The organism is Dyadobacter sp. CY323 (genome assembly GCF_021390245.1).
In the GTDB taxonomy this organism is placed as follows: domain Bacteria; phylum Bacteroidota; class Bacteroidia; order Cytophagales; family Spirosomataceae; genus Dyadobacter.
This window is the reverse complement of record NZ_JAJUXH010000004.1, coordinates 31,745-54,801: the sequence shown is the minus strand read 5'-3', so window position 1 is coordinate 54,801 and position 23,057 is coordinate 31,745. Positions and strand designations below refer to the sequence as shown.

Sequence of the window (23,057 nt, the reverse complement as noted above, 5' to 3'; positions counted from 1 at the left end):
GGTTAAATGCTTCGAAGATCCTTCGCAGCGTAGGTCAGGAAAACCTGCTGCCCAATCTCCAAATCGAGCTTGTTGCGGTAAAAGGACAGTTGCTCTTTACCGTTTGCACAACGTATCTCCCAATGATTTCCATGAAACCGGATTGCTTCCACCTGACCCTGCCATTTACTTTTTTCAGGATGCTTGGTGGGTTTTATTTTTTCAGGTCTGATGAAGCAGGCTTTTTTATCCTTACCCCTTTCGACCCAGTTGATATCACCGGTCAGTTCTGCAACATAGCTGTTAATGGGCTGATTATAAACTTCCTGCGGGATTCCGATCTGGATAATGTGTCCATTCCGAAGAATCGCGATGCGGTCGGACCAGGCCAGTGCATCAGCCGATTCGTGAGTTACAAAAATGCAGCTCATTTTCTGCTGTTTCCGCAATGCTTCAATGGCGTCCCCCAAAACTCTCCGGTTATGATTATCAAGATGCGCAAAAGGTTCATCGAGAAGCAGTACGTCGGGCTGCTCTGCTAATGCTTTTGCGATGGCCGTTCTTTGCTTTTCACCTCCTGATAACAACTTGGCCTTCTGATTTTTAACATATTCCAATCCAGCAGTCGAAAGCAACTCGGCAACCTTTTCACGTTTGTAATCTGCATCGTAAAATCGCAGTGAATACGCGATATTTTCCTCGACGGTCTGATTTGGAAAAAGCTCGAATTCCTGGTGAATGAGCCGGATAGACTCATGACCAGGAATCAATTCGCCGCTAACCGGCTTCAATATCTCTTCTTTAAAAAAAACATTACCTTCATCCGCATCGACAAATCGCCCCAGAATGCGCAGCAACGTACTTTTCCCAGAACCACTTTCTCCCAGTATACCCAGCCATTCACCTGCATTTAACTGCAGATCTATATTGCTTAGCACCGGATTGGCACCATAGGTTTTGGATACAGATCCGGTGCGGAGGGTAACGTTCTTTTTGTTCATCTCAGGCCCAGGTAACTTTTTCTTGAATGCTGGTGCGGCGGGCCGGAGCTTCGGGCGCATCGTGATAGCTCATGAAGAACAAACCGAGACATTTTTGATTTTCAGGCAGGTCGAGAAAAGCCCCCAGTTCTTTCAAAACACCCGGGCTGCTCCAATACGACCCGATTCCATAGGCCGTTGCGGTAAGCCACATGTTCTGTACTGCGCAGGCCACTGAAGCCGTTTCCTCCCATTCAGGAAGCTTCTCCGGATGTAATTCTGCGTTAATAATGATCACACAGTTTGATTTGAGCACTTTTTCTCCGGCTGCATCGTAACGTGCCTGGGAAAATGACTCTGGCGCGGTTTGCGTACGGTACCGCTCGGAAAAGAAACCGGCCAGGTGTTTAAGACTTTCGCCTCTGAAAACAATGAAACGCCAGGGTTCTGTGAGCTTATGTGTCGGAGCGTAATTGGCGTTTTCGAGGATATTGGATATAATTTCGTTTGGAATTTCCTTATCGATATAACTTGGGGGGAAAATACTGCGTCTGTTTCGAATAATATGGTTAATTACTTCAACTGATTGTTCCATTCTGAATTTTTATCGTGAATTTGTAAAAAAACAAAACTAACGATTATTGATCCCATTGTCACAAGGAAAATTCACCGGGATTTTGGGCTTCTTTGCCGCTAAACAATTATTTTAAGGCTGGCTTTTTCAAATAAAATAAATTCATCACCGAAATTTACACCATCCAAATCCGACATTATGCTTGTTACTACTACACCTAACATTGAGGGTACAAAAATCACCAAGTACATTGGACTGGTCAATGGAGAGGCCATCATCGGTGCCAATATCGTCAAAGACTTTCTTTCGGGAATCCGGGATGTGGTTGGTGGGAGGTCCGGTGCCTACGAGCAGGCGCTACGCGAGGCGAAGTCGATCGCAATCCGCGAAATGATGGACCAGGCGCAACGTTTGGGGGCTAATGCAGTAATTGGTGTCGATATCGACCTGGAAACCATTGGCGGCTCGATGCTTATGGTAAGTGCCAACGGTACCGCAGTTTGTCACGAGGTTGTTCGTTAGAATACCTGGCTCGCAATCTGCGCAACGTTATCCGACTTCCCCATTGTATAAAAATGCAGAACCGGGACGCCGTATGCGATCAGTTCCTTACATTGCTGCACACCCCACTCCACCCCTACCTGACGTACGTCTTTATCGGAAGCACATTTTTCCACTTCTTTCACAAGATCGGCTGGAAATTCGAGATGAAAGATCTGCGCTAAAACGGTGAGTTGTTTTCGGGTAGACAGTGGTTTCAGTCCCGGGATAATTGGCACTGTAATTCCTTCCGCGCGGCATCTTTCCACAAAACGAAAATACTTTTCATTGTCGAAAAACATTTGGGTAACAATGTAATTTGCCCCCAATTCCACTTTGCGGCGCAAGTATTCATAATCTGTGTTGAAATCTGTCGCGTCGAAATGCTTTTCAGGATAACCAGCCACTCCGATGCAGAAATTAGTCGGGTACATTTCGGTCTCCGCGTTCAGGAATACACCTTTGTTCATATTGGAAACTTGTGTTACCAGTTCCGAAGCATAAGTATGGCCGCCATTTTTAGGTTTAAAAACTCCCGCCGATTTTTCAGGGTCGCCACGGAGTACCAGTACATTATCAATGCCTAGATAATGCAGATCGATTAAAACATCTTCAGTTTCATCCTTTGTAAAACCTCCGCAAATCACATGCGGAACTGCATCCACATGAAATCTTTCCATTAACCTTGCACAGATCCCGACTGTTCCCGGTCTTTTACGAATGGGTATACGCTCAATCATTCCATCGGCGCCAATTCTGTCAATAAGTTCTTCCCGGTGATACGTTACATCCACAAACGGTGGCTTAAACTCCATTAAAGGTTCGATCGATTTTAGTAGCTCATTGATATTCTGACCTTTAAGTGGGGGGATAATCTCTATGGAGAATAAGGTCTTGCCTTCTGCCTGGCGTATAAACTCGGTAACTTTGGTCATGTAAGAACTATGGTGTGTTCGAAGAGAATGCAAATGAACACGATTTAGTCCACTGAACCAATTAGATGGAAACAAAAAAATGGCCTACCGCATTACAGTAGGCCATTCCACGTAAACCCTCCTCTATCAGTGTTCGTCAAAAATGTTATTGGGTTTCTGACAGGGCGTCAGTCCCAGGCAACAATTTGCTTGACTGAATACTAATAACTAAAATTCTGTGCCAAATTATTAAACAAATTGAAAGGGACAAATACTTAACCAAAGTTTTACTACTGTTTGTAGAGAAAATTCTACCATAATCATTATTTCATCCAGTAAAAACACCTTATAATTCATTAAACACCAATCATTGTTAAAATTCAGGCAATTGACCCATGTTTCTTAAATCAGCAGTTGTGGGAATTCATTCCCCAAATCGCCGCCCCACCATTCATAGAATGGTTTTGAATATTTTGATATGCATGTCAAGTCGCACATTCACCTAGGGCAGAACGCTAAATTGAACCCGACCGGGTCATTTCAATGTGTTCAATATTGTCTTCGAGATATATCTCGCTGGACTGAATGAAGTGGAACGACTCGTAAAATCTTTTAAGATATCGCTGCGCTCCAATCCGTATGATGGTTTTACCATATAACATTTCCAGCTTTTCAATGGATACATGAAGCAACTCCACACCCAAACCTTTGCCGCGTCCTTCGGCAGCCACGACAATACGCCCGATCGATGGGTATTCGTACGATACGCCGGGCGGAACAATCCTTGAAAAGGCCACAAGGCGTCCATTGAGATAACCTGAAAGGTGATGCGATTTCTGATCCTTGTTATCCATATCGCCAAAGCAACATCTTTGTTCAACCACAAAAACTTCACTCCTCAGCCGCAGAATCTGATAGAGTTCCTCGGTCGTCAATTCGCCGAAGGTTTTAAAATGCCAGTCAAGTTTCAATTCCATTTGACCAATATTGTTGAGAGAATTTATTTTACCTGAATTAGACCGTCTTTTATAAATTTGCTGCACAATACCCAAACAGCAAGATATCAACTTTACAATCTTAACAATAATCTAGAATAAGTATGGGCAGGGCTTACGAATATAGAAAGGCCAGAATGTTTAAGCGCTGGGATAAAATGGCCAAAACATTTACCCGGATCGGGAAAGACATTGTACTGGCAGTAAAAAGCGGAACCGCTGATCCCAGCACCAACGCCCGTTTGCGGGTGCTTCTTCAGAATGCAAGAGCCGCAAATATGCCAAAAGACACCATCGAGCGGGCTATTAAACGAGCTACGTCGAAGGATCAGGAAGATTATAAAGAAATGGTGTATGAGGGATACGGCCCACACGGTGTTGCGATCCTGGTGGAAAGTACCACCGACAATCCGACACGCACGGTGGCCAATGTGAGAAGCTATTTCAATAAGTTAGGCGGTAGTCTCGGTACCATGGGGATGCTCGATTTCATTTTCGACCGGAAATGCATTTTTAAGGTCAAAAATAACGCGAAGGATCTCGAAGAGCTTGAATTTGAACTGATAGATGTGGGCGGTGAGGAAGTTTTTCTGGACGAAGAAACAGACCTGATCAATATTTACGGTGAATTTTCAGCATTCGGAAATCTGCAGCATTACCTGGAAGAGAATGGGTATGAAATTGTGGAGGCGGATTTTGAACGCATTCCGAATGACACTAAAACTCTTACCGAAGAAGAAGCTGCAGAAGTTGAAAAACTGATCGAAAAGATCGAGGATGACGACGATGTCCAGCGCGTATTTCACAATATGGGCTAAGTCAGACGCAGGATTTCGTGTTGTTTCTTCATAAACTCGAATTTGCTGCCGACTTCTTTTCCCAATAAAGATGCTCCCACCGGGGATGAGGATGAGACTGCCAACACGGTCTCATCTTTTATTTTGACAGCTCCCAGGCTGACGGCGATAAAAAACCACCCGGCTGTCGTTTCCAGCAATGATCCGATGGAACTGCGCGCCGACACTTCATTTATACTGATCCTTTCCAAAACCAACCTTTCCTGTCTGATCTGCTCATATTGTCGTGCGTGCATATTCCGGTCGAGCTGGCCCATCGATCTCGAAGTCTCGTATTTATCCCCCATCGAACTTTTACCCTGATCATTTGCCGATTCCTGAGCTGCTTCCATTGCCGACCACGCAACCTGCATGCGATCGTCGAGCAATGCTTTCAAATGGGTTACCACTTCATTTTTATCCATAAACCAAAAAATAAGGGTTACCAAACTGGTAACCCTATTAAAGTACAACTGATGGTCAAAATTAAGTGCAAGAATTGCAGATAAGTTACATTTTGGCTATTTTCTTTCTGACAGACGCCCCTGAACTTAGTTTGAACTGTATGAAATAATCTCCTTTGCTAAGTTTGGAAACATCCACCTGAGCCGATTTGCTTTTCTTCAGTAAGGTATTTCCTTTTAAATCGAACAACGTCAGTTCCTCAACCGTCTCTCCATTGTCTGTCGCAATCTCAATGTAATGCTGTGCCGGATTAGGATAGACAAACTCGTCGAAAGTATCCAGTACACCCTGAACTGCTATGATTCTTGATAAAGATTCAGTACCGTCGAAATCGACTTGTTTGAGTCTGTAATAAGTAACCGATTTGGCAGGAGTTTCATCAGAAAAGGAATACGTGACATTTTCCTTGCTGTCCCCAACTCCTTTTACATTCCCGATCACCTCAAACTGAACAGCATCCGTACTGCTCTGTATTTCAAAATAGTCGTTGTTTTTTTCCGACGAAGTGACCCATTCCAGCTCGTTTGGACCATAGGCAGTTTTTTTACCCCTGAATTGTATTAAAGTTACCGGTAATGGCGGCCCGGGAAGCGGTGGGGCACTCGCCATAAATGATTGTGCATTCTGTCTGATGTTCACAACCGGGTCCAAAATCGCATCTCTCCACCGCTGGGCAGCTTGCTGCTGTCCGGACCCGTTGAAATGGAGCCCGTCATACCTGCCATCGTTCAGGATCTTATTCAGATCAGCCCCTCTGAATACATTCGGAACTGTACTGATCAGCGCCTCCTGACCTGCGGTGATGGTTGCAACAACTCCGTTATTATAACAGGACGTGGCGATCATCCAGGGCAGCTGCTGGTAACCGGATTCTTCCCTGGTTTTCTCGATCACCATCTGGCTCCTGAATTTGAATTCATCGGCCGTGGCATCCAGATCATTTATTCCATGCATGGAAAGGATCGCCCTCAGCCCCGTACGCGGAGCATATGCATTCATCGTATTCCGGATATTCGCATACGGCATTCGAATGCTATATTTAATAAAGCCATGATCAAAAGGAATGTTGTAGGCTGACTTGTAGGTAGCATCCATATTACTTCCCCCAAAGGCTGCACTGTAAAAAAGCACGGGAACATTTAATGCATCGGGAGCAACCAGCAAATCGCCCAGGCGTGACCATAACCAGGGATATTCCGCCATCGGAGCGATGCCGCAGCTCTGGCATAACTTGGTTGGCTGCAAAGGTGGAAGGTAATCTGCGGTCCCGAACGTCAGGTAATCCTGGTAAAGCTGCGGATTGGCTTTGGTGTTAATGGAATTCACCAAATCGCTTTCGGCACCCAGCATATCAATGGATTCTCCGGCGGCAGCCGCATTGGAATGCCCCACAATCAGAAATACCTCGCCTACACCCACTTTTTCAACGGTTGCGCTGCTTCCTACCTGTTGTCCGTTTTTCATCCCACGTACTTCCAGATCATACCTGCCACCCACAGCAGTTAAAGAGCCCGAAAAAACATTACCGCTGACATTGGCCATTTCGGTCCAACCCACCTCGCTACCAGGCTCCCCGCCACGATTTTTCAATCTTGCCTCTATCTTGTCAATGGATGCTGTGTAAGTACCATTGATGAACACGACGGCATTACCGGAGGTGTTTCGCTGATATACCATTCTGGCAGGAGGAAAATTAACGTTAAGCTGAGCGAGCGCAGTAAGAGATGTGTGAAGGAAGATTAAAAGAGTAAAAGTTTTTACGTGCATATATGTTGGTTTTTAGTGTACAAAATAGAAAATATGGCGACGCAACGGACATACCGGACCCATCGATCTGCTAGACCGGATAATCAGAAACCACAAAAAAGTTTTTAGAATTAAATTGCTGATTTACAGCAATATAGAGGGGAAGAGTAGGTGATTGTAACTACCCGGATCTTAATTTTCGGGTATGAACAAAAATAGTAAAAACTGTAAAAAGTCTACCATCAAATCAAGAAAATATATTCTGGCTAAAAGTAATTTTATTTAACGGCCATTGAAACTTTCCTGCGGCCATCCCGATGTTTTAGAAGCGAAGGTTTTTCATTCGTATTAGGAGATGGCCCGCCACATTGAGTCAACTTTCATACTGATGATTTTTCCCCGACTAATTGTTTGCTGTAAAAAAGCACTTGAATTTCCTCATTGAACTCTTCCTTACTATCTTTGCCAAACTTTCAATAGCATATCGGTAATGACAAAACTTTCAGTTCGGCACTTACTTGGAATTAAAAACCTGAACGAGAATGACATTCAAACCATATTAGATACTGCGACTCAGTTCAAGGAAGTCATTAACAGGCCGATCAAGAAAGTCCCTTCGCTCCGGGACATTACCATTGCCAACGTTTTTTTCGAAAATTCCACCCGTACCCGTTTATCTTTTGAGCTAGCAGAAAAAAGGCTGTCCGCAGATGTTGTTAACTTTTCTGCATCGGGCAGCTCGGTAAAAAAAGGCGAGACGTTGCTGGATACCGTCAATAATATCCTGGCGATGAAGGTGGACATGATCGTGATGCGTCACAGCAGCCCAGGTGCCCCCCATTACCTTTCAAGCCGAATTCCTGCAAATGTGGTCAATGCGGGCGATGGTACTCATGAGCACCCGACCCAGGCGTTGCTGGATGCATTTTCGATGCGCGAGAAATTAGGAGATCTGACGGGTAAAAAAATCGCTATAATCGGAGATATCACACATTCCAGAGTAGCGTTATCCAATATTTTTTGTCTGCAAAAATTAGGCGCGGACGTTATGGTTTGCGGACCTTCAACGCTCATTCCCAAACATCTTGGTGAATTAGGCGTAAAAATCGGCCATAATGTAAAAGAAGCTTTGCAATGGTGCGATGTAGCTAATGTTTTGCGGATTCAGCTGGAAAGGCAGCAGATCAAATATTTCCCATCATTGCGGGAATACTCGCTGTATTACGGGATCAACAAACAGATGCTCGATAGCCTCGACAAAGAAATTGTATTGATGCACCCTGGCCCCATTAACCGAGGCGTGGAACTCTCATCCGATGCCGCCGACTCAAGTCACTCCATTATCCTAAATCAGGTCGAAAACGGGGTCGCCGTTCGGATGGCGGTCTTGTACCTGCTCGCTCAGCAGTAGTTGAAATCGACTAAATGCTTCTTCATTAAATCATAGCATTTCATCACATGGCTTATACACAAGGCATGCTCCGCGACGATGCGCTGCAAAATAAAACCATTATTGTCACCGGTGGCGGAACAGGATTGGGAAAATCCATGGCCACGTATTTCCTCACACTTGGCGCGAACATCGTGATCTGTAGCCGTCGCTTCGAAGTACTTGAAAAAACGGCGGAAGAACTGAGAGAATTAACCGGCGGCCAAGTATTGTGCGTAGAATGCGACGTCCGTAAAACCGACCAGATCGAAAATGTTATTCAAAAAACCATAGAGAAATTCGGGCAGGTCGATGGTTTGGTCAACAATTCGGCGGGAAATTTCATCAGCCCGACCGAGCGTTTGTCCTACAAAGCAGTGGATGTGGTGGTAGATATCGTTTTGCGTGGTACCTACTATTTTACGCTCGCACTTGGCAAATATTGGATTGATAAAAACATAAAAGGCACAGTACTTAATATCTCGACGACATATGCCTGGACGGGCTCGGGCTGGGTAGTACCTTCCGCAATGGCCAAAGCCGGGGTGCTCGCCATGACCAAATCGCTGGCATTCGAATGGGCGGATCACGGGATCAGGCTGAATGCGATCGCTCCCGGGCCCTTCCCAACCAAAGGCGCGTGGGAAAGACTTTTCCCCGAGGAACTTTCAAAGAAATTCTCTTTCGAAAACCGCATTCCGCTAAAACGCGTGGGTGATCATCAGGAACTGGCTAATCTTGCGGCCTACCTCATGTCCGATTTTTCTGCCTACATGACGGGAGAAGTGATCACGCTGGATGGTGGTGAAGTGTTAAGCGCGGGCCAGTTCAATTTCCTTAATGAAGTTACTGATGATCAATGGGATGCTATTGAAGATCAGATCAAAAACGCGAACCGGAACAGCAAGAAACCAGAATAAAAATTTTCTTACCGTTTTATTGGGTAATTTTGGAGGTTCCTTCGTTATTTGACAAATGATGAAACCATGTATATGCGAACAAGTTTAAGCTTTTGCCTCTATATTTTTTCTGTTTTGTTGATCGCCGGTTGTGCTTCATCCAATAAGTCAATGAAACAACTTCCGGAAGCGCAGGTACGTCCCTCCCAGACGCAATCTGCACCGGTGAACGAGGAGCCATCCCTGGTTGCGATCCAAAGCAAATACCTACTGAAAGACACGATGCAGGCCAAAATTTACCTTTACGTAGATGCATTTAAAGGTAAAAAGCCGATTTCTGTCTCTGAATTTATCAGGACCTATAACCTCAACTACGTCATTTATTCAGACTATGGAACGAGGGACCGGCTTGGATATGGGAATGTAAAGCTGGATTCTTCCAATGTTTCGCAGGTTGGTGAAAAAATTGTGGTTTCCTATGATCTTAAAAGCCCTAACAAGGAATATGGCGTCCTTTTGAGTGAAATCAGTCAGGTAGGAACATTAAAAAAGGTGTTGAATGATCTTACGGTCCGCTTCAAAAAACTGGATGTCAGCCAGACTTATGGCGTTTACACCGGGGCGTCCAGCCGGCCGCTGCAACGGCATTACATCAATACAAATGAACCTTTTACGTTAAAGAAAGCCGGCGAAGGTAACGATCAGCTTCACGTTTTTTATTACAATCATGATTTTGAGCCAGCCGGTTCACCCATGAACATTGCCTCAAAAGCAGGTGCCAAATCGCTGGAAGTGGACAGCACTTTTACCATCAGCACGGGAGAAACACTTCATTTTACCAAAGAAGGACTTTACAATGTTTTCGCAGACACTACGCAGTCAGAAGGACTTGGTATTCTGGTTGTTAATGAACGATTCCCAAAAGTAACACGTCCCCAGCTTTTGCTTGGACCGTTGCTTTATATGAGTACAAACAATGAGATAAACGAGATTAAAAAAGCGGAAGATTATAAAAAGGCGCTGGACAAATACTGGTTAACGCTCATGAATGGGAATGCCCCATTAGCCCAGCAATCGATCCGCTCGTTTTACGGACGTGTGGAAGAAGCCAACCAGCTTTTCACGACTTATAAAGAAGGCTGGAAAACGGATAAAGGCATGATTTACATTGTTTTGGGGCCACCGGATAAGGTTCAGAGAAGCAAAGACCGTGAGGTTTGGACCTACGACCAGCGCGGAAATGCCCAAAACGTCAATTTTACATTTAACAGAAGAAACAATCAATTTGTGGATGATCATTATGAACTGGTTCGGTATGCCGAATACCAGCCAATCTGGTATCCAGTAGTAGAAGCATGGAGAAACGGCAGTATACGGTAAGAAAACCCGCCCCAAGACAGTCCCAGGCCGATATGGTGTTCGGGACACAGTCTGTTATTGAAACCCTTCGTTCGGGAAAAGAGATAGAAAGGCTTTTTGTACAAAGAGAATTCGGACTTAACGAAATCGAAAAACTCGCAAAGGAACTGGGCGTTCCATTGCAGCGGGTACCAGTTGAAAAACTGAACCGCATTACGCGAAAAAATCACCAGGGTGTCATCGCATTTGTTTCGCCTATCCAATATATGCCGCTTCACAATGTGCTGACGCAGGTATATGAAGATGGTAAAACACCTCTTTTCCTTTTGTTGGACCGGGTAACCGATGTACGCAACTTCGGAGCGATTGCAAGAACAGCCGAATGCGCAGGTGTGCAGGCAATCATTGTCCCCACAAAAGGCGGCGCGCAGATTAATGCAGATGCGATGAAGACCTCGTCAGGCGCATTGAACTTCCTTCCGATTTGCCGCGAACCTAATCTGTATGAAACTCTGCAATATCTGAGAAACAGCGGTTTACAAATCATTGCATGTACAGAAAAAACAGAAAAATCACTTTACGAAATCGATTTTTCCATTCCAACGGTGATCATTATGGGGTCGGAAGAAGATGGGATTTCGAAAGAATTTATTCAACTCGCCGATAGCGGCGCGAAAATCCCATTAACCGGGCAAGTGGAATCGCTGAATGTATCTGTGGCGAGTTCGATCATACTTTACGAGGCTGTAAGGCAGCGGATTCCCAACGGTAAATGACTCCAAGTAAGACAAAAACTTTTTACAACGTCCTCTGATCCTATTAATGCGCGTCTATTTACTTACAATCCTCCTCATCGGCACCGCGCTGATGACCATTAACAGCTGCCGAAAAAAAAAGGATGTTATGCCTGACGGCGAAGTTCTGCTGCCTCGTGACGTTGCGATCACGGATGCCGAATATTCGAAGGTCAAAGACATTTTGGTATACGTTTCGACGAATCCAAGCCAGCTTAATATCCTCACGCCCTCCCGGAACAGTACGGATAAAATCCCTCTCGACTTTTCTCCAATGAGCGTTTCCATTTCCAGCGATGGTAATTTTGCGGTTGTAGGCTTCGACGCACATCTTTCCTACGTGGATTTGAGCGCAAAAAAAGTAATTAATACGCTTAACGTTTCTTGTGAAGCACTGGATATTGTTCTGGGCAATAACAAGTGGGCTTATGTTTTCCCAAAAAGAGATCAGTGGGAAAATATTCATTGTCTCGACCTTACTACCGGTAAAGAAACGTTGAGTTTGGGTTCCTCTATTTATGCGGGTTCAAAAGGTAAACTGCACCCGGCCGGAAATTTCATGTATGTGACAGACAATAACCTCGGCCCGTCTGACATCGCCAAATTCAATGTTCGCGAAGGCGTAGCGTCTTCAATGTATGATTCCAGGTATCATGGGGATTACCCGGTCGAGGGTGATCTCTGGTTTTCTGAGGACGGTAAGCGTGTTTTTTTGAAAGGGCAAACGGTGATGAGATTGTCGGACGATCAGGAACAAGATATGGTATATAATGGCACAATCGGATTAGACACCATTAATAATACGGTTGATAACATGAAAAGAATCCTTTCGCTTGATCACTCAGCAGCTGCAAACAGGCTTTACTTACTTCCGACTGTAATCGATTACAATAGCTCTCCTCAAAGCCGGACACTTCCATATGTGTACGTTTATGACGCCACTAATCTAACTTATCTGCGAAAAATAGCAGTGAAGAAAAATACTTCGGACCTGTCAGCAATTGAACCGCATTATGTATTTGTCAACGCAAAAGGTGACCAGCTATATGTGATCACCAGTGAAAAAGCAGGCGACAAAGTTAATTGGGCAATTCAGGCGCTGTAATAAGCTGAAGATATAAGAAGACTGTCCTGGCAATCAAGACAGTCTTCTTTATTGTCGAAAACTCTTCAAAATCCAGCCCCCGCCTACGACGTCATCCCCCTCATAAAAAACAGCCGCCTGCCCGGGAGCAATTCCGTTGACGCCATCGTGAAAACGGGCTACGATTTTATCCGGCTCGGTTTGTACAATCGTAGCTGGTGTCCCATCATGTTTGTAACGGACTTTTGTAACCGTTTCCATCGCGCCTTTAATGGATGCATATTTTTGCAGATTGATTTTACCAACGTGCATTCCGTCGCGGAAAAGATCCGGCAGATCACCTAGAACAACTTCATTGGTATCTTTTCTGATTTCTGTCACGAACGCCGGTTTGCCCAGCGCGATACCTAATCCCTTTCGTTGACCAACCGTGTAAAACGGATAACCTTCGTGTTTTCCGACAATGGTACCATCCTCGAAAACGAAATTTCCGCCTGCCACCTCGGCTTCAAGGCCAGGAATTCTCCTTTTCAGAAATCCGCGGTAGTCGTTGTCAGGCACAAAGCATATCTCGTAACTTTCTGCTTTATTCACCAGGTCAATAAATCCCCGTTCCCGCGCCATTTCCCTGATTTCGGATTTGTGCAGATAACCCAGCGGCAACTTGGTACGTGACAGACTTTCCTGCGAGACTCCCCAAAGCACATAACTTTGATCTTTCCAGCTATCGATGCCTTTTGAAACATAATGCCTTCCATTATGGAATTGCATATTAGCATAATGGCCCGTCGCAATGTGTTCACAATCCAGCCTGTCCGCGCGGCGTAAAAGCGCGTCCCATTTGATGTGGGTATTGCACAAAACACATGGATTTGGCGTGCGCCCTTCCAGGTATTCACCTGTGAAATGGTCGATCACGTAATCTCCGAACTCGGCACGTATGTCTAATATATAATGGGGAAAGCCTAATTCGACCGCGATGTTGCGGGCGTCGTTAATGGAATCCAGCGAACAGCATCCTGTCTCTTTTTTGCTGGCGCCGCTGCTGGCGTAATCCCAGGTTTTCATCGTCATTCCGATGACCTCATAACCTTGTTCGTGTAACATAACAGCTGCGAGTGAGCTGTCGATGCCGCCACTCATGGCGACCAGAATACGTCCGTGTTTACTCATTTTGCGAATCTGCGAAGGTTGAATGCCTTCCGATTGATTAAAGTTGAAGTTTGGGGAACAGGCAACACTGCCCACTTGGTTCCGCAAAGGTAAGGATTTGTGAGGCGTAATCACGCAATCACCTGCCTGATAATGTTCTTAATATTCAGCTCGATAATCTCCGTCATGGTTTCGCAATGATGGTAATGCGGGTCGGCGTAATGTTTGAAAAGTCCCTCGCGTAGTTCGTGAATGTTGTCAATGGTTGAGATTTTGTCTTTGATCGAAACGTCCCGTAGTTCTTTCAAACGATAACGTTCACTTCTGGCCTGATACATAATGGACGACTGTTCTTCCTGCTGATACTGTACGACCGTTTTATCCGTCAGATATTCCATCGCTAGCTCCACATACGGCCTGTTTTCCTTGAAAAACTGGGGCATATACACCTTCACGTTCCCCTCATAAAATTGCTGGTCAAAATCAATAGCACGTAGCCGGAACTGGAAATCGTCAAAATCGGGGGTGATCTGCATGACGAAATTGTAGGACCGCATATCGCCTAAAAGCGTGATCATGCAGCGTTCATTAAACTTCACAAATTCCTTCGCAATTCGGATAGGGTTGTAGTCAGGTTCGCGAAGACGCGTTTTTGCAAATTCATCGCCCGGAATCCCGGCAATGTGTTCCTCGATCAGCGTGTCGCCATCAACCAGGTAATTGACCTGATTCGGGGAAAAAATCTCTTCCAGTTCCAGCCCGTAAATACGCGATGCATCCGCTTTTTTGACATAGAAATAATCGTAAATGTCATTCAGCCGGTTTACGATTTTGACCCTGAATGGGTTGGAATTTCCAAACTTGCAGTAATCAATCCGGTCGATGTACTTATGTTCGACAATGCGGAGGTTACCTGATGCTTTGAGCATGGCATATACTTTTTTCAATCCGGTATGCAGGATTTCCATTTCATGCGGCGGGTACAATGGACTTTCCCAAAGCGTATCCTTGCCGTTTTTGTCCATCAATGGAAACGATTCGTAGAAATTCAGAAGCTCGTTATAGCCCACAGGCAGTCGCGCATCCCGCTGATAGGCCCGCAAGTATTTCCTCAGCTCCGGGCTGACCGGATAGATCGGTTTCTTTTTTAAAATTTTGACATCCCCCTGTTCCATAAAAGGAAGTTACGCATATTTGACTGATTGTTTGAAAATATGCCGGTTAACAAGCAGTAGTCAATTTTGTTTTCAAAAAACAATGGGAGTATACGGAATCGTAGTTTGTGGTGGTCAAAGCTTGCGAATGGGAACCGATAAAAGTCAACTGGTTTACTACGAAAAACCGCAATACGAGCATGTTCATCACACATTAGTGCCGTTATGTGAAAAAGTGGTCATTTCCTGCAATGCCGGGCAAGCCGGAACTATATCTGGTAACTACGAAAGAGTCGTCGATCTACCTCAATTTTCAGGCAATGGGCCTATTGCAGCTATCCTGAGTGCTTTTCAAACATATCCTGGCCACGATCTGCTCGTCGCGGGATGTGATTATCCTTTTTTAACAATTCGGGAATTGACATTTTTTTTGCATTCCATTAAAAGAGATACGCTGGCTGCTGCTTTCTATAATGAGGCGGATAAATACGAACCGTTGCTTGCCTGGTATTCAAGTGATTGTGCTCCTATACTCCGTATTAATTATGAGAATGGCGACTATGCTCTTCAATATTTTTTACAAAAAGTCGGTGCAGAAAAGTATCGGCCTGAATCGAAAAACGTTGTGACAAGCATAGACACGCCGGAGGATTTCAAAAAAGTTCGCGACCTGCTTGCCAGGCAAAATGATCATGAGAATGGAAATTAATGCGGTATTTCAAAAAAAGATCAGACGCGTCGGTACTCTGGAAACGATTGATCTGGAAGACAACCTGGCGGTAGAAGAACCGCTCGAAATCCGGCTGAAATACCTGGAAGCCGGAAAATTTCGGGAGAAAAGCATTTCGGTAACCATGCGCACACCTGGTAATGATGAGGAACTGGCGGCCGGTTTTTTGTTCACGGAGGGCATCATCCGCAATGCGGATCAGGTGGAGAGTATTCAAGTATCCGTTTTAAAAGAAAACTCCGTTCTGGTAACATTAGCTGACAATTTCAGCCCGGGCCTGAATACGCTCGAACGTAATTTTTATACGACATCCAGCTGCGGCGTTTGTGGAAAAGCAAGTATCGATGCGATCAAGACGGTTTCGGTTTTTGCGGAAAATCAAAATACAGTTCGAGTTGATAAGGAAACTTTACTGACATTGAAAGACAAAATCTCGGAATCTCAGCTGGTTTTTGAGAATACCGGCGGCTTGCACGCCTCCGCGCTTTTTGATTTAAAAGGAAATCTGATTACACTCCGCGAAGATGTGGGACGTCATAATGCACTTGATAAACTGATCGGTAATATGTTCATGGACAACATCTTACCATTATCTTCTCACATACTCTTACTCAGTGGCCGGGCCAGTTTTGAGTTGATACAAAAAGCATCCATGGCGGGAATTCAAATCGTTGCTGCGATTGGTGCACCATCCAGTCTTGCCGTGGAACTGGCTGAGGAAAGCGGCATTACGCTTATTGGTTTTTTAAAAAATGACCGGTTCAATGTTTACACCGGTTTTGACAGAATAGAAGGAATATGAAAATACGCATTCAAGGCAATTCGGTGAGGTACCGGCTATCCCGTACAGAAGTGGAAAAGCTGGCAAAGGAAGGATATCTGAAAGAGCAGACTTCATTCGGCCCGACTTCATTTACCTATATCGTGAAATCGGATCCGGAAGTAGCATCACTTTCAGCTTCCTATCTGAATGGCTCGATCACATTATCGGTACCGGCAACTTTTGCGGTCGACTGGGCCGATAATAACGTAGTAGGGTTTGATAATCAAATGCCTCTCAATGAGTTCGATTCATTATATCTGCTGATTGAAAAGGATTTTAAATGCCTGGACAATGTGTCGGAGGATCAGTCTGACAACTATGAAAATCCGAATAAAACCTGCTAAAAATGGCTGACTCAACAACCGTCGTTCCCGGAGCCGAAAATCCCGAAAAACTCACTGGATTGAAGCAAGGTGAGATCAAGAAAATTGCGGCTGGCGCTCCGGCCGTTGTTTCCAGCTTTCAGAAAATCGTTGAAGAAGCGGGAGTAAAACGAGGCATGAAAGCTTTGTTTAATCTGAATAAAAAAGGGGGTTTTGATTGCCCCAGCTGCGCCTGGCCCGATCCCGACGACGAGCGTTCCGGCATTGCAGAATACTGTGAAAACGGCGCCCGCGCTGTCGCCGAAGAAGCCACATTGAAAAAATTAACTGCTGATTTTTTCTCCCAGAATTCCGTTCAGGAGCTCGGAAAGCTTTCCGATTACGAAATTGGCGGAAAAGGACGCATTGCGCAGCCTATGTTTTTACCGGCCGGCGGAACCCATTATCAGCCAATTACCTGGAATGCGGCATTTGATAAAATTGGTCTGGAACTGAACCGGCTTCGTTCACCGGATGAAGCCATTTTTTACACTTCCGGCCGTACGAGCAACGAAGCCGCATTTTTGTATCAGCTTTTTGTACGTGAATTTGGCACCAATAACCTGCCCGATTGCAGTAATATGTGTCACGAAAGCAGCGGCGTCGCATTGGGCGAATCGCTTGGAATTGGAAAAGGATCGGTTACACTCGACGATTTTTATGAAGCCGAGGTGATCATGATTTTGGGTCAAAATCCGGGTACCAACCATCCGAGAATGCTCACTGCATTGCAAAAGGCGAAAGCAAATGGTGCAACGATCATTTCTGTAAATCCATTGCCTGAAACCGGGTTAATGGGTTTCAATAACCCGCAAACTGTCGGCGGCGTTCTGGGCATTAAACCCGGTCTGACGGATATTTTCCTGCAAATAAAGATCAATGGGGATATGGCATTGCTCCAAGCCATTGAAAAGCTGCTTTTGGAAAAGGAAGAACGGAATCCCGGAACTGTTTTCGATCAGGATTTTATTCAAAAAAATACGGAAGGATATTCCGATTTTATTCAAAACCTGAAAGAATGTAATGTTGAGAAACTGGCTGAAAATTGTGGAATTTCTCTAACGCAAATTAGTGAAGCTGCAAATGTACTTGCCAGCAAAAGCCGGATCATCGTTTGCTGGGCGATGGGACTGACGCAGCACAAAAATGCAGTCGATACCATCAAAGAAGTCGCCAATTTGCTTTTGCTCAAAGGCAGCATCGGAAAGCCGGGCGCGGGTACCTGCCCCGTGCGCGGACACAGCAATGTGCAGGGAGACCGGACAATGGGAATTTTCGAAAAACCTTCTGAAAAATTCCTGAACAGCATTCAATACAACTTTCAGTTTGATCCTCCGCGAAAACATGGGTATGATGTCGTTGAATCGATCAAAGCGATGCATGAAGGCAAAGCCAAAGTGTTTTTTGCAATGGGCGGCAATTTTCTTTCGGCCACTCCGGATACCCAATTCACAGCTGAGGCGCTGACTAAATGCAAGTTGACCGTCCATGTTTCCACAAAGCCGAGCCGGAGTCATTTGGTTCACGGTGAAGAAGCGCTCATATTACCCTGCCTCGGACGAAGTGATAGGGACATCCGAAATGGCGAAAACCAGTTTGTTTCCTGTGAAAATTCAATGGGCGTGGTCCAAATGTCGCGGGGTGTGCTGCCACCGGTTTCGGAATATCTTTTAAGCGAAACGGAGATTGTCTGCCGATTGGCGAAAGCAACATTAGGCCGGCGAAGCAAAATTCAATGGGACGAATACGTGTTGGATTACGACATTATCCGGGCGGATATCGAGCGTACAATCCCTGGTTTTCAGGATTATAACGAGCGCGTGAGGCAGCCGGGAGGATTTTACCTACCCAATTGTAACCGCGAGGGTGATTTTGATACTCGTACCAAAAAAGCACAATTCAATATCGCCTGGCCGGAAGTTACCAAATTGGAAAGCGATGAATTGATGATGATGACGATCCGGAGCCACGATCAGTTTAACACAACGATCTATGGCTTAAATGATCGATACCGCGGCATTTACAACGAACGCCGGGTTATTTTGATGAATGTAAATGACATTGTAAAAAGAAACCTGAAAAATGGTGATGTCGTCGATCTGCATAATGATTTTAATGGAGTGGCGCGGGCAGCCCGCAAATTTACCGTGGTCGAATATCCAATCCCCGAAGGTTGTACTGCAACATATTTTCCCGAAACCAACGTACTTGTCCCGATCGACAGTGTGGCAAAAAAAAGCAATACACCCACTTCGAAGCTGGTCATCATACGGGTTAATAAGCATTCACCCGTATAATTTTAAACTTAACATTCGGCTAACGTGTACGAATTAAAGTTGCCGTAATTTTCGCTTTAATATGCATGATCTGCTTTTTTGGGTAAAAAACGCAGAAATTAGCTTTTTTTAGAAATGTAAAATGATTTGAAATGAAAAGAATTGCGCTTGTAATTATGTCGGGTTTGCTAAGTCTCACCGCTTTTGACGGGATGTCCCAAAATAAAAATAAAGTCATCGCACACCGCGGCGCATGGAAAAATACCGGCGCCACGGAAAATTCGATCGGTGCGCTGGAACATGCGATCAAGCTGGGTTGCTATGGCAGTGAGTTTGACGTGCATATGTCCGCCGACTCGGTTCTATATGTGCTGCACGATCATTCGATCAAAGGTACCCATATTGAAAAGACCAATTCGCAGGAGCTTTCTCAGATCAAACTGGAAAACGGTGAGTCGTTACCAACCTTGGAAGCTTATCTGAAAGCAGGTTTGAAACAGAAGAAAACGCGGTTGATTTTAGAGATCAAGACATCTTCAATGGGAAAAGAAAGATCTCTGGCTTTGGCTACCAAATGTGTTGAAATGGTAAAAAAATTGAAAGCCGAAAAGATCACGGATTACATCGCATTTGACTTTGATGTCTGCCTAAAAGTGAAGCAACTAGCTCCAAAAGCGCATGTGGAGTATTTGAATGGAGATAAAACACCGGACGAGATCGCAGCCGCCGGACTTGACGGCATTGATTATCACTTTAATGTATTCAAGAAAAAAGAGGAATACATTTCCGAAATGCGCAAGAAAAAACTCACGACCAATGTCTGGACTGTGAATGATGAAGCGATGCTTAAATGGTTTCTGGAAAAAGACGTCGATTTTATCACAACGAATGAACCCGAATTGCTGCTAAGCCTTTCGAAGTAAGCTAGATGCGGGCCATTTGAAGCTGCCCGTTTGTTTCCTGCCAGGCACGGATCACCTGTGTCAATTGCTTGTATTCGATCAAAAATCCATCGTGACCATAGAGCGAATCGATCTCCTGAAAAACCGCATCGGGAATGTGCCTGGCAAGAAACTGCTGCTCAGATAATGGAAAAAGCAGATCGGATTTTATACCCAAAACCAATGTTTTTGCTTTTACCAAACCCAGGGCATGCACAATACCTCCCCGGTTGCGGCCCACATTGTGTGAATCCATGATCTTGGATAAAACCCAATAGGAATACGCATTAAAGCGTTTCACAAACTTGTCTCCCTGATATTTCTGGTAAGACGAAGCCCTGAAATCATCGATCTGGTCCGGATTGTCCCTGGCCTGCGTGAAATTGTAGGTATCATAATTACGGTAAGAAAGCAACGCAACCGAGCGGGCAGCCCGCATTCCCATACTTCCCGCCTCGGGATAATCGTCTTTAAATGTCGGGTCCGCTTCCAGCGCCATCCTTTGTGACTCGTTGAATGCAATTCCCCACGGAGAATGCAATGCATTGGAAGCGATCAAAACCAGTTCATCGAATAAATCTGGAACTTCTACGGCCCATTCCAGAGCTTGCTGGCCACCCAGCGAACCGCCAATGCAGATCTTGATTTTCCTGATCCCCATTTCCTGTCTCAGCAAATCCATTGCACCCACCACATCACGAACAGTGACCACAGGAAAATCCCGGAAATACGGTTTTTGAGTTTTGGGATTAACGGATAATGGGCCGGTGGACCCGTATGCCGAACCTAGTACGTTCACACAAACGATGAAATGCTTTTCAGGGTCAAAATATTTGCCCTCACCTACCAGTCCATCCCACCATTCGGCCGCATTGGAACTGCCTGTGAGCGCGTGACAAATCCAGATAATATTGCTTTCGTCTGCATTTCGCTGCCCGTAAGTAGTATACGAGAGTTCAAAACCGGCCAACTCCCCTCCCATTTCGAGCGCGTATGCGTATGGGTATTTGAATATTTTTTGTTCCGTTTGCATGGTGCCTCAGCACAGGTTTATAGGTGCGAGATTAAAGGCCATTCGGCTTACGGAAATTTCTAACAGTAAGTTCACGCGAATTGAGTTTATATCTCCTAATAACTTAGGTGGGATTTAGCACCTTTCTCCATTGTGGTAGCAGGTTGCCAGAGGTTCATAGAGCCCAGTCTCTCGTCTCTTCTTTATAAATCAATCGCTCAAAAGTGAAGCAAATTGACTTGATCCTGCAATATTAAGTTCAGACTCCTGAAAATGCAAATAATTGCACAAATTCTATTTTTCAGTGGCATTTACGGATCAATCTTCGTTATTTGTTGCTATACCAATGTTCAGTACCCTTTAACAACCGCCCGCATTGTTCGGATTTTTTGCCCCTTCTTATACGTATGGCGAGGCACACGCCTCCCCGGAAGAATTGTACGGAACGTTGTTCAGGGATGTTCAGAACAGTCATATTTTCAAAGATTCCAAGACATTTGCGGATGCTATCCCGCTCGAAGACCCTCTATACATTATTGAGCAGTATCACCGCGAAAAGTACGATCCGGACTTCGACATCGCACCTTTTGTGGACCGTTATTTCAGGATTCCGGAACACATTGCGTCTCATTTCCAGACAGATCCTGCGATGTCTGTTGGAGAGCATATCAAAAGACTTTGGTCGGTATTGACGCGTCAGCCTGAAAATCAGGAAAGAGGTGGCTCGCTCATTCCCCTGCCATTTCCCTATGTTGTACCGGGCGGACGTTTTCGGGAAATTTACTATTGGGACAGTTATTTCACCTTGCTGGGGTTAAAGGAATCGGGCCGGGTGGATTTGATTGAGAGTATGATCAACAATTTTGCATATCTGATCGATCATTTCGGTTTTGTCCCCACCGCAAACCGTACGTATTATCTGAGCCGGTCCCAGCCACCGTTCTTCTCGCTGATGGTCCGCCTATACAGTGAAATTGAGGGAAAGAAGGTTTTGAAAAAGTATGTGGGTCAAATGCAAAAGGAGTATGATTACTGGATGGACGCCGGCCCGGAAGCTCCCGAACCATTCACTGCTCACCGGAGAGTCGTGCATTTGCCCGACGGAGCTATATTGAACAGGTACTGGGATGATAAACCTACGCCACGTCCCGAATCGTACCGGGAGGACGTCGAACTTGCGCAGGAAGCATTGGAAAATCACAATGCATCGTCACATGAGGTTTTCAGACACATACGTGCCGCGGCTGAATCAGGATGGGATTTTAGCAGTCGCTGGTTTGCGGAAGAAGGCGATTTCACTTCCATTCATACCACCGACATCATTCCCATCGATCTGAACTGTCTGATGTACCATTTGGAACAAACGCTTTCGGAGGCGTACCTGCTAAGTAATGCACCCGAAATGCAGCTGAAATATCAGGAAAAGGCAAACAGCCGGGCCTCGGCGATCCAGACGTACTTTTGGGACGAATCGAAGCATTATTATATGGACTTTGATTTTAAGAAACAGACATTTACAAAAGCAGTAACACTTGCCGGAACATTCCCATTGTTTTTCAAACTGGCACCTAAACCGCACTCGCATTATGTGAGAGCATATATCCGGTTAAATTTCTTAAAATCGGGCGGGTTGTTGACAACCACAGTCCGGACCGGGCAGCAATGGGACGCGCCTAATGGCTGGGCTCCGCTACAATGGATCACCTACAAAGGATTACGTAATTACAATTTCCACCGTACTGCAAATGAACTTTCGGCGGAGTGGCTCGGGCTTATCGAAAAGGAGTTCAGGCACTCGGGAAAGATGCTCGAAAAATATAATGTTTCAGATACAAATCTGCTCGCGGGCGGAGGTGAATATGAAATCCAGGAAGGCTTCGGCTGGACAAATGGAGTATATCTCCGTATGAAAAACCGCAAACGATAGCCTTTACATTTATTCTGTCTTTTTATCTCATTCCAATAATTATATTGAAAATTTCCAGTTATAACTTCTTTTAATCGGGAATATTT

General features: G+C 45.1%; 22 protein-coding genes and 1 riboswitch. Of the genes, 13 read left to right on the top strand and 9 right to left on the bottom strand.

The window, feature by feature from the left end:
• Positions 1-2 precede the first annotated feature (2 nt).
• Together LZG72_RS09245 and LZG72_RS09240 are read right to left on the bottom strand one after the other, a co-directional pair.
• Positions 3-980, bottom strand: coding sequence for an ABC transporter ATP-binding protein (locus tag LZG72_RS09245; protein WP_233870643.1), 978 nt, complete (start codon positions 978-980; stop codon positions 3-5).
• Between the two features lies 1 nt (position 981).
• Positions 982-1,554, bottom strand: coding sequence for a nitroreductase (locus LZG72_RS09240; protein WP_233870640.1), 573 nt, complete (start codon positions 1,552-1,554; stop codon positions 982-984).
• Positions 1,555-1,731: 177 nt separating this feature from the next.
• Between LZG72_RS09240 and LZG72_RS09235 the strand changes: the two genes are divergently transcribed.
• Positions 1,732-2,055 (top strand): YbjQ family protein, encoded by a 324-nt coding sequence (locus LZG72_RS09235; RefSeq protein ID WP_233870638.1) that lies wholly within the window; start codon positions 1,732-1,734, stop codon positions 2,053-2,055.
• Here LZG72_RS09235 and metF read toward each other — a convergent pair.
• Both metF and LZG72_RS09225 read right to left on the bottom strand, forming a co-directional pair.
• Positions 2,052-3,008, bottom strand: a complete 957-nt coding sequence (gene metF / locus LZG72_RS09230) for a methylenetetrahydrofolate reductase [NAD(P)H] (protein ID WP_233870635.1) — start codon at positions 3,006-3,008, stop codon at positions 2,052-2,054. The two genes, LZG72_RS09235 and metF, sit on opposite strands and share 4 nt — an antisense overlap.
• Before the next feature lie 494 nt (positions 3,009-3,502).
• Positions 3,503-3,964: a GNAT family N-acetyltransferase gene (locus LZG72_RS09225; protein WP_233870632.1), complete on the bottom strand. Its 462-nt coding sequence runs from the start codon at positions 3,962-3,964 to the stop codon at positions 3,503-3,505.
• Between the two features lie 122 nt (positions 3,965-4,086).
• On the opposite strand from LZG72_RS09225, the gene LZG72_RS09220 reads away from it, so the two are divergent.
• Positions 4,087-4,800: a YebC/PmpR family DNA-binding transcriptional regulator gene (locus LZG72_RS09220; RefSeq protein WP_233870629.1), complete on the top strand. Its 714-nt coding sequence runs from the start codon at positions 4,087-4,089 to the stop codon at positions 4,798-4,800.
• Here the strand turns inward: LZG72_RS09220 and LZG72_RS09215 are convergent.
• Together LZG72_RS09215 and LZG72_RS09210 are read right to left on the bottom strand one after the other, a co-directional pair.
• A complete protein-coding gene (locus LZG72_RS09215; RefSeq protein WP_233870627.1) occupies positions 4,797-5,243 on the bottom strand; it encodes a transcription elongation factor in 447 nt (148 codons plus the stop codon). The genes LZG72_RS09220 and LZG72_RS09215 overlap by 4 nt on opposite strands.
• 85 nt (positions 5,244-5,328) lie before the next feature.
• Positions 5,329-7,050: a T9SS type A sorting domain-containing protein gene (locus tag LZG72_RS09210; RefSeq protein ID WP_233870624.1), complete on the bottom strand. Its 1,722-nt coding sequence runs from the start codon at positions 7,048-7,050 to the stop codon at positions 5,329-5,331.
• 469 nt (positions 7,051-7,519) lie between these two features.
• Between LZG72_RS09210 and LZG72_RS09205 the strand changes: the two genes are divergently transcribed.
• The 5 genes from LZG72_RS09205 (at position 7,520) to LZG72_RS09185 (ending at position 12,615) form a co-directional block, all read left to right on the top strand.
• Complete coding sequence (locus LZG72_RS09205) at positions 7,520-8,440, top strand: aspartate carbamoyltransferase catalytic subunit (protein WP_233870621.1); 921 nt, start codon at positions 7,520-7,522, stop codon at positions 8,438-8,440.
• Positions 8,441-8,487: 47 nt separating this feature from the next.
• Positions 8,488-9,378: an SDR family oxidoreductase gene (locus LZG72_RS09200; protein WP_233870618.1), complete on the top strand. Its 891-nt coding sequence runs from the start codon at positions 8,488-8,490 to the stop codon at positions 9,376-9,378.
• 150 nt (positions 9,379-9,528) lie between these two features.
• The gene (locus LZG72_RS09195; protein ID WP_233870615.1) at positions 9,529-10,737 is read left to right on the top strand and encodes a GWxTD domain-containing protein; all 1,209 of its coding nucleotides are present in this window, start codon (positions 9,529-9,531) and stop codon (positions 10,735-10,737) included.
• The gene (gene rlmB, locus LZG72_RS09190) at positions 10,713-11,492 is read left to right on the top strand and encodes a 23S rRNA (guanosine(2251)-2'-O)-methyltransferase RlmB (RefSeq protein ID WP_233870612.1); all 780 of its coding nucleotides are present in this window, start codon (positions 10,713-10,715) and stop codon (positions 11,490-11,492) included. The genes LZG72_RS09195 and rlmB overlap by 25 nt, the downstream gene beginning before the upstream one ends.
• A gap of 46 nt (positions 11,493-11,538) precedes the next feature.
• Positions 11,539-12,615 (top strand): YncE family protein, encoded by a 1,077-nt coding sequence (locus LZG72_RS09185; protein WP_233870609.1) that lies wholly within the window; start codon positions 11,539-11,541, stop codon positions 12,613-12,615.
• A 48-nt stretch (positions 12,616-12,663) separates the two neighbouring features.
• Here LZG72_RS09185 and mnmA read toward each other — a convergent pair whose 3' ends face one another.
• Both mnmA and LZG72_RS09175 read right to left on the bottom strand, forming a co-directional pair.
• Positions 12,664-13,767, bottom strand: coding sequence for a tRNA 2-thiouridine(34) synthase MnmA (mnmA, locus tag LZG72_RS09180; RefSeq protein WP_233870606.1), 1,104 nt, complete (start codon positions 13,765-13,767; stop codon positions 12,664-12,666).
• Between the two features lie 110 nt (positions 13,768-13,877).
• On the bottom strand, positions 13,878-14,921 hold the full coding sequence (locus LZG72_RS09175) for a hypothetical protein (protein WP_233870604.1): 1,044 nt from the start codon (positions 14,919-14,921) through the stop codon (positions 13,878-13,880).
• Between the two features lie 82 nt (positions 14,922-15,003).
• On the opposite strand from LZG72_RS09175, the gene LZG72_RS09170 reads away from it, so the two are divergent.
• The 5 genes from LZG72_RS09170 to LZG72_RS09150 all read left to right on the top strand — a co-directional run bounded on the left by LZG72_RS09170 (position 15,004) and on the right by LZG72_RS09150 (position 20,014).
• Complete coding sequence (locus LZG72_RS09170) at positions 15,004-15,609, top strand: molybdenum cofactor guanylyltransferase (protein ID WP_255700992.1); 606 nt, start codon at positions 15,004-15,006, stop codon at positions 15,607-15,609.
• Complete coding sequence (gene fdhD / locus LZG72_RS09165) at positions 15,599-16,432, top strand: formate dehydrogenase accessory sulfurtransferase FdhD (RefSeq protein ID WP_233870598.1); 834 nt, start codon at positions 15,599-15,601, stop codon at positions 16,430-16,432. The genes LZG72_RS09170 and fdhD overlap by 11 nt, the downstream gene beginning before the upstream one ends.
• Complete coding sequence (locus tag LZG72_RS09160; protein ID WP_233870595.1) at positions 16,429-16,797, top strand: DUF7009 family protein; 369 nt, start codon at positions 16,429-16,431, stop codon at positions 16,795-16,797. The genes fdhD and LZG72_RS09160 overlap by 4 nt, the downstream gene beginning before the upstream one ends.
• 2 nt (positions 16,798-16,799) lie before the next feature.
• On the top strand, positions 16,800-19,112 hold the full coding sequence (locus LZG72_RS09155; RefSeq protein ID WP_233870592.1) for an FdhF/YdeP family oxidoreductase: 2,313 nt from the start codon (positions 16,800-16,802) through the stop codon (positions 19,110-19,112).
• A gap of 131 nt (positions 19,113-19,243) precedes the next feature.
• Positions 19,244-20,014: a glycerophosphodiester phosphodiesterase family protein gene (locus LZG72_RS09150; RefSeq protein ID WP_233870589.1), complete on the top strand. Its 771-nt coding sequence runs from the start codon at positions 19,244-19,246 to the stop codon at positions 20,012-20,014.
• A 1-nt stretch (position 20,015) separates the two neighbouring features.
• On the opposite strand, the gene metX is transcribed toward LZG72_RS09150, so the two are convergent.
• Positions 20,016-21,065: a homoserine O-acetyltransferase gene (gene metX, locus LZG72_RS09145; RefSeq protein WP_233870587.1), complete on the bottom strand. Its 1,050-nt coding sequence runs from the start codon at positions 21,063-21,065 to the stop codon at positions 20,016-20,018.
• Positions 21,066-21,148: 83 nt separating this feature from the next.
• Positions 21,149-21,256: riboswitch (SAM riboswitch) on the bottom strand.
• A gap of 164 nt (positions 21,257-21,420) precedes the next feature.
• Here metX and treA point away from each other — a divergent pair.
• Positions 21,421-22,971 carry an alpha,alpha-trehalase TreA gene (treA, locus tag LZG72_RS09140; protein WP_233870585.1) on the top strand — a complete coding sequence of 517 codons (1,551 nt, stop codon included), beginning with the start codon at positions 21,421-21,423 and terminating at the stop codon, positions 22,969-22,971.
• Positions 22,972-23,057 lie beyond the last annotated feature (86 nt).

Coding starts and splice junctions, on each gene's coding strand:
- LZG72_RS09210 (WP_233870624.1), bottom strand. CDS start 7,050: ATGCACGTAAAAACTTTTACTCTTTTAATCTTCCTTCACACATCTCTT.
- LZG72_RS09240 (WP_233870640.1), bottom strand. CDS start 1,554: ATGGAACAATCAGTTGAAGTAATTAACCATATTATTCGAAACAGACGC.
- LZG72_RS09160 (WP_233870595.1), top strand. CDS start 16,429: ATGAAAATACGCATTCAAGGCAATTCGGTGAGGTACCGGCTATCCCGT.
- LZG72_RS09155 (WP_233870592.1), top strand. CDS start 16,800: ATGGCTGACTCAACAACCGTCGTTCCCGGAGCCGAAAATCCCGAAAAA.
- LZG72_RS09170 (WP_255700992.1), top strand. CDS start 15,004: ATGGGAGTATACGGAATCGTAGTTTGTGGTGGTCAAAGCTTGCGAATG.
- LZG72_RS09200 (WP_233870618.1), top strand. CDS start 8,488: ATGGCTTATACACAAGGCATGCTCCGCGACGATGCGCTGCAAAATAAA.
- LZG72_RS09220 (WP_233870629.1), top strand. CDS start 4,087: ATGGGCAGGGCTTACGAATATAGAAAGGCCAGAATGTTTAAGCGCTGG.
- LZG72_RS09205 (WP_233870621.1), top strand. CDS start 7,520: ATGACAAAACTTTCAGTTCGGCACTTACTTGGAATTAAAAACCTGAAC.
- LZG72_RS09245 (WP_233870643.1), bottom strand. CDS start 980: ATGAACAAAAAGAACGTTACCCTCCGCACCGGATCTGTATCCAAAACC.
- metX (WP_233870587.1), bottom strand. CDS start 21,065: ATGCAAACGGAACAAAAAATATTCAAATACCCATACGCATACGCGCTC.
- fdhD (WP_233870598.1), top strand. CDS start 15,599: ATGGAAATTAATGCGGTATTTCAAAAAAAGATCAGACGCGTCGGTACT.
- metF (WP_233870635.1), bottom strand. CDS start 3,008: ATGACCAAAGTTACCGAGTTTATACGCCAGGCAGAAGGCAAGACCTTA.
- LZG72_RS09195 (WP_233870615.1), top strand. CDS start 9,529: ATGAAACAACTTCCGGAAGCGCAGGTACGTCCCTCCCAGACGCAATCT.
- LZG72_RS09175 (WP_233870604.1), bottom strand. CDS start 14,921: ATGGAACAGGGGGATGTCAAAATTTTAAAAAAGAAACCGATCTATCCG.
- LZG72_RS09185 (WP_233870609.1), top strand. CDS start 11,539: ATGCGCGTCTATTTACTTACAATCCTCCTCATCGGCACCGCGCTGATG.
- LZG72_RS09150 (WP_233870589.1), top strand. CDS start 19,244: ATGAAAAGAATTGCGCTTGTAATTATGTCGGGTTTGCTAAGTCTCACC.
- mnmA (WP_233870606.1), bottom strand. CDS start 13,767: ATGAGTAAACACGGACGTATTCTGGTCGCCATGAGTGGCGGCATCGAC.
- LZG72_RS09215 (WP_233870627.1), bottom strand. CDS start 5,243: ATGGATAAAAATGAAGTGGTAACCCATTTGAAAGCATTGCTCGACGAT.
- LZG72_RS09225 (WP_233870632.1), bottom strand. CDS start 3,964: ATGGAATTGAAACTTGACTGGCATTTTAAAACCTTCGGCGAATTGACG.
- rlmB (WP_233870612.1), top strand. CDS start 10,713: ATGGAGAAACGGCAGTATACGGTAAGAAAACCCGCCCCAAGACAGTCC.
- LZG72_RS09235 (WP_233870638.1), top strand. CDS start 1,732: ATGCTTGTTACTACTACACCTAACATTGAGGGTACAAAAATCACCAAG.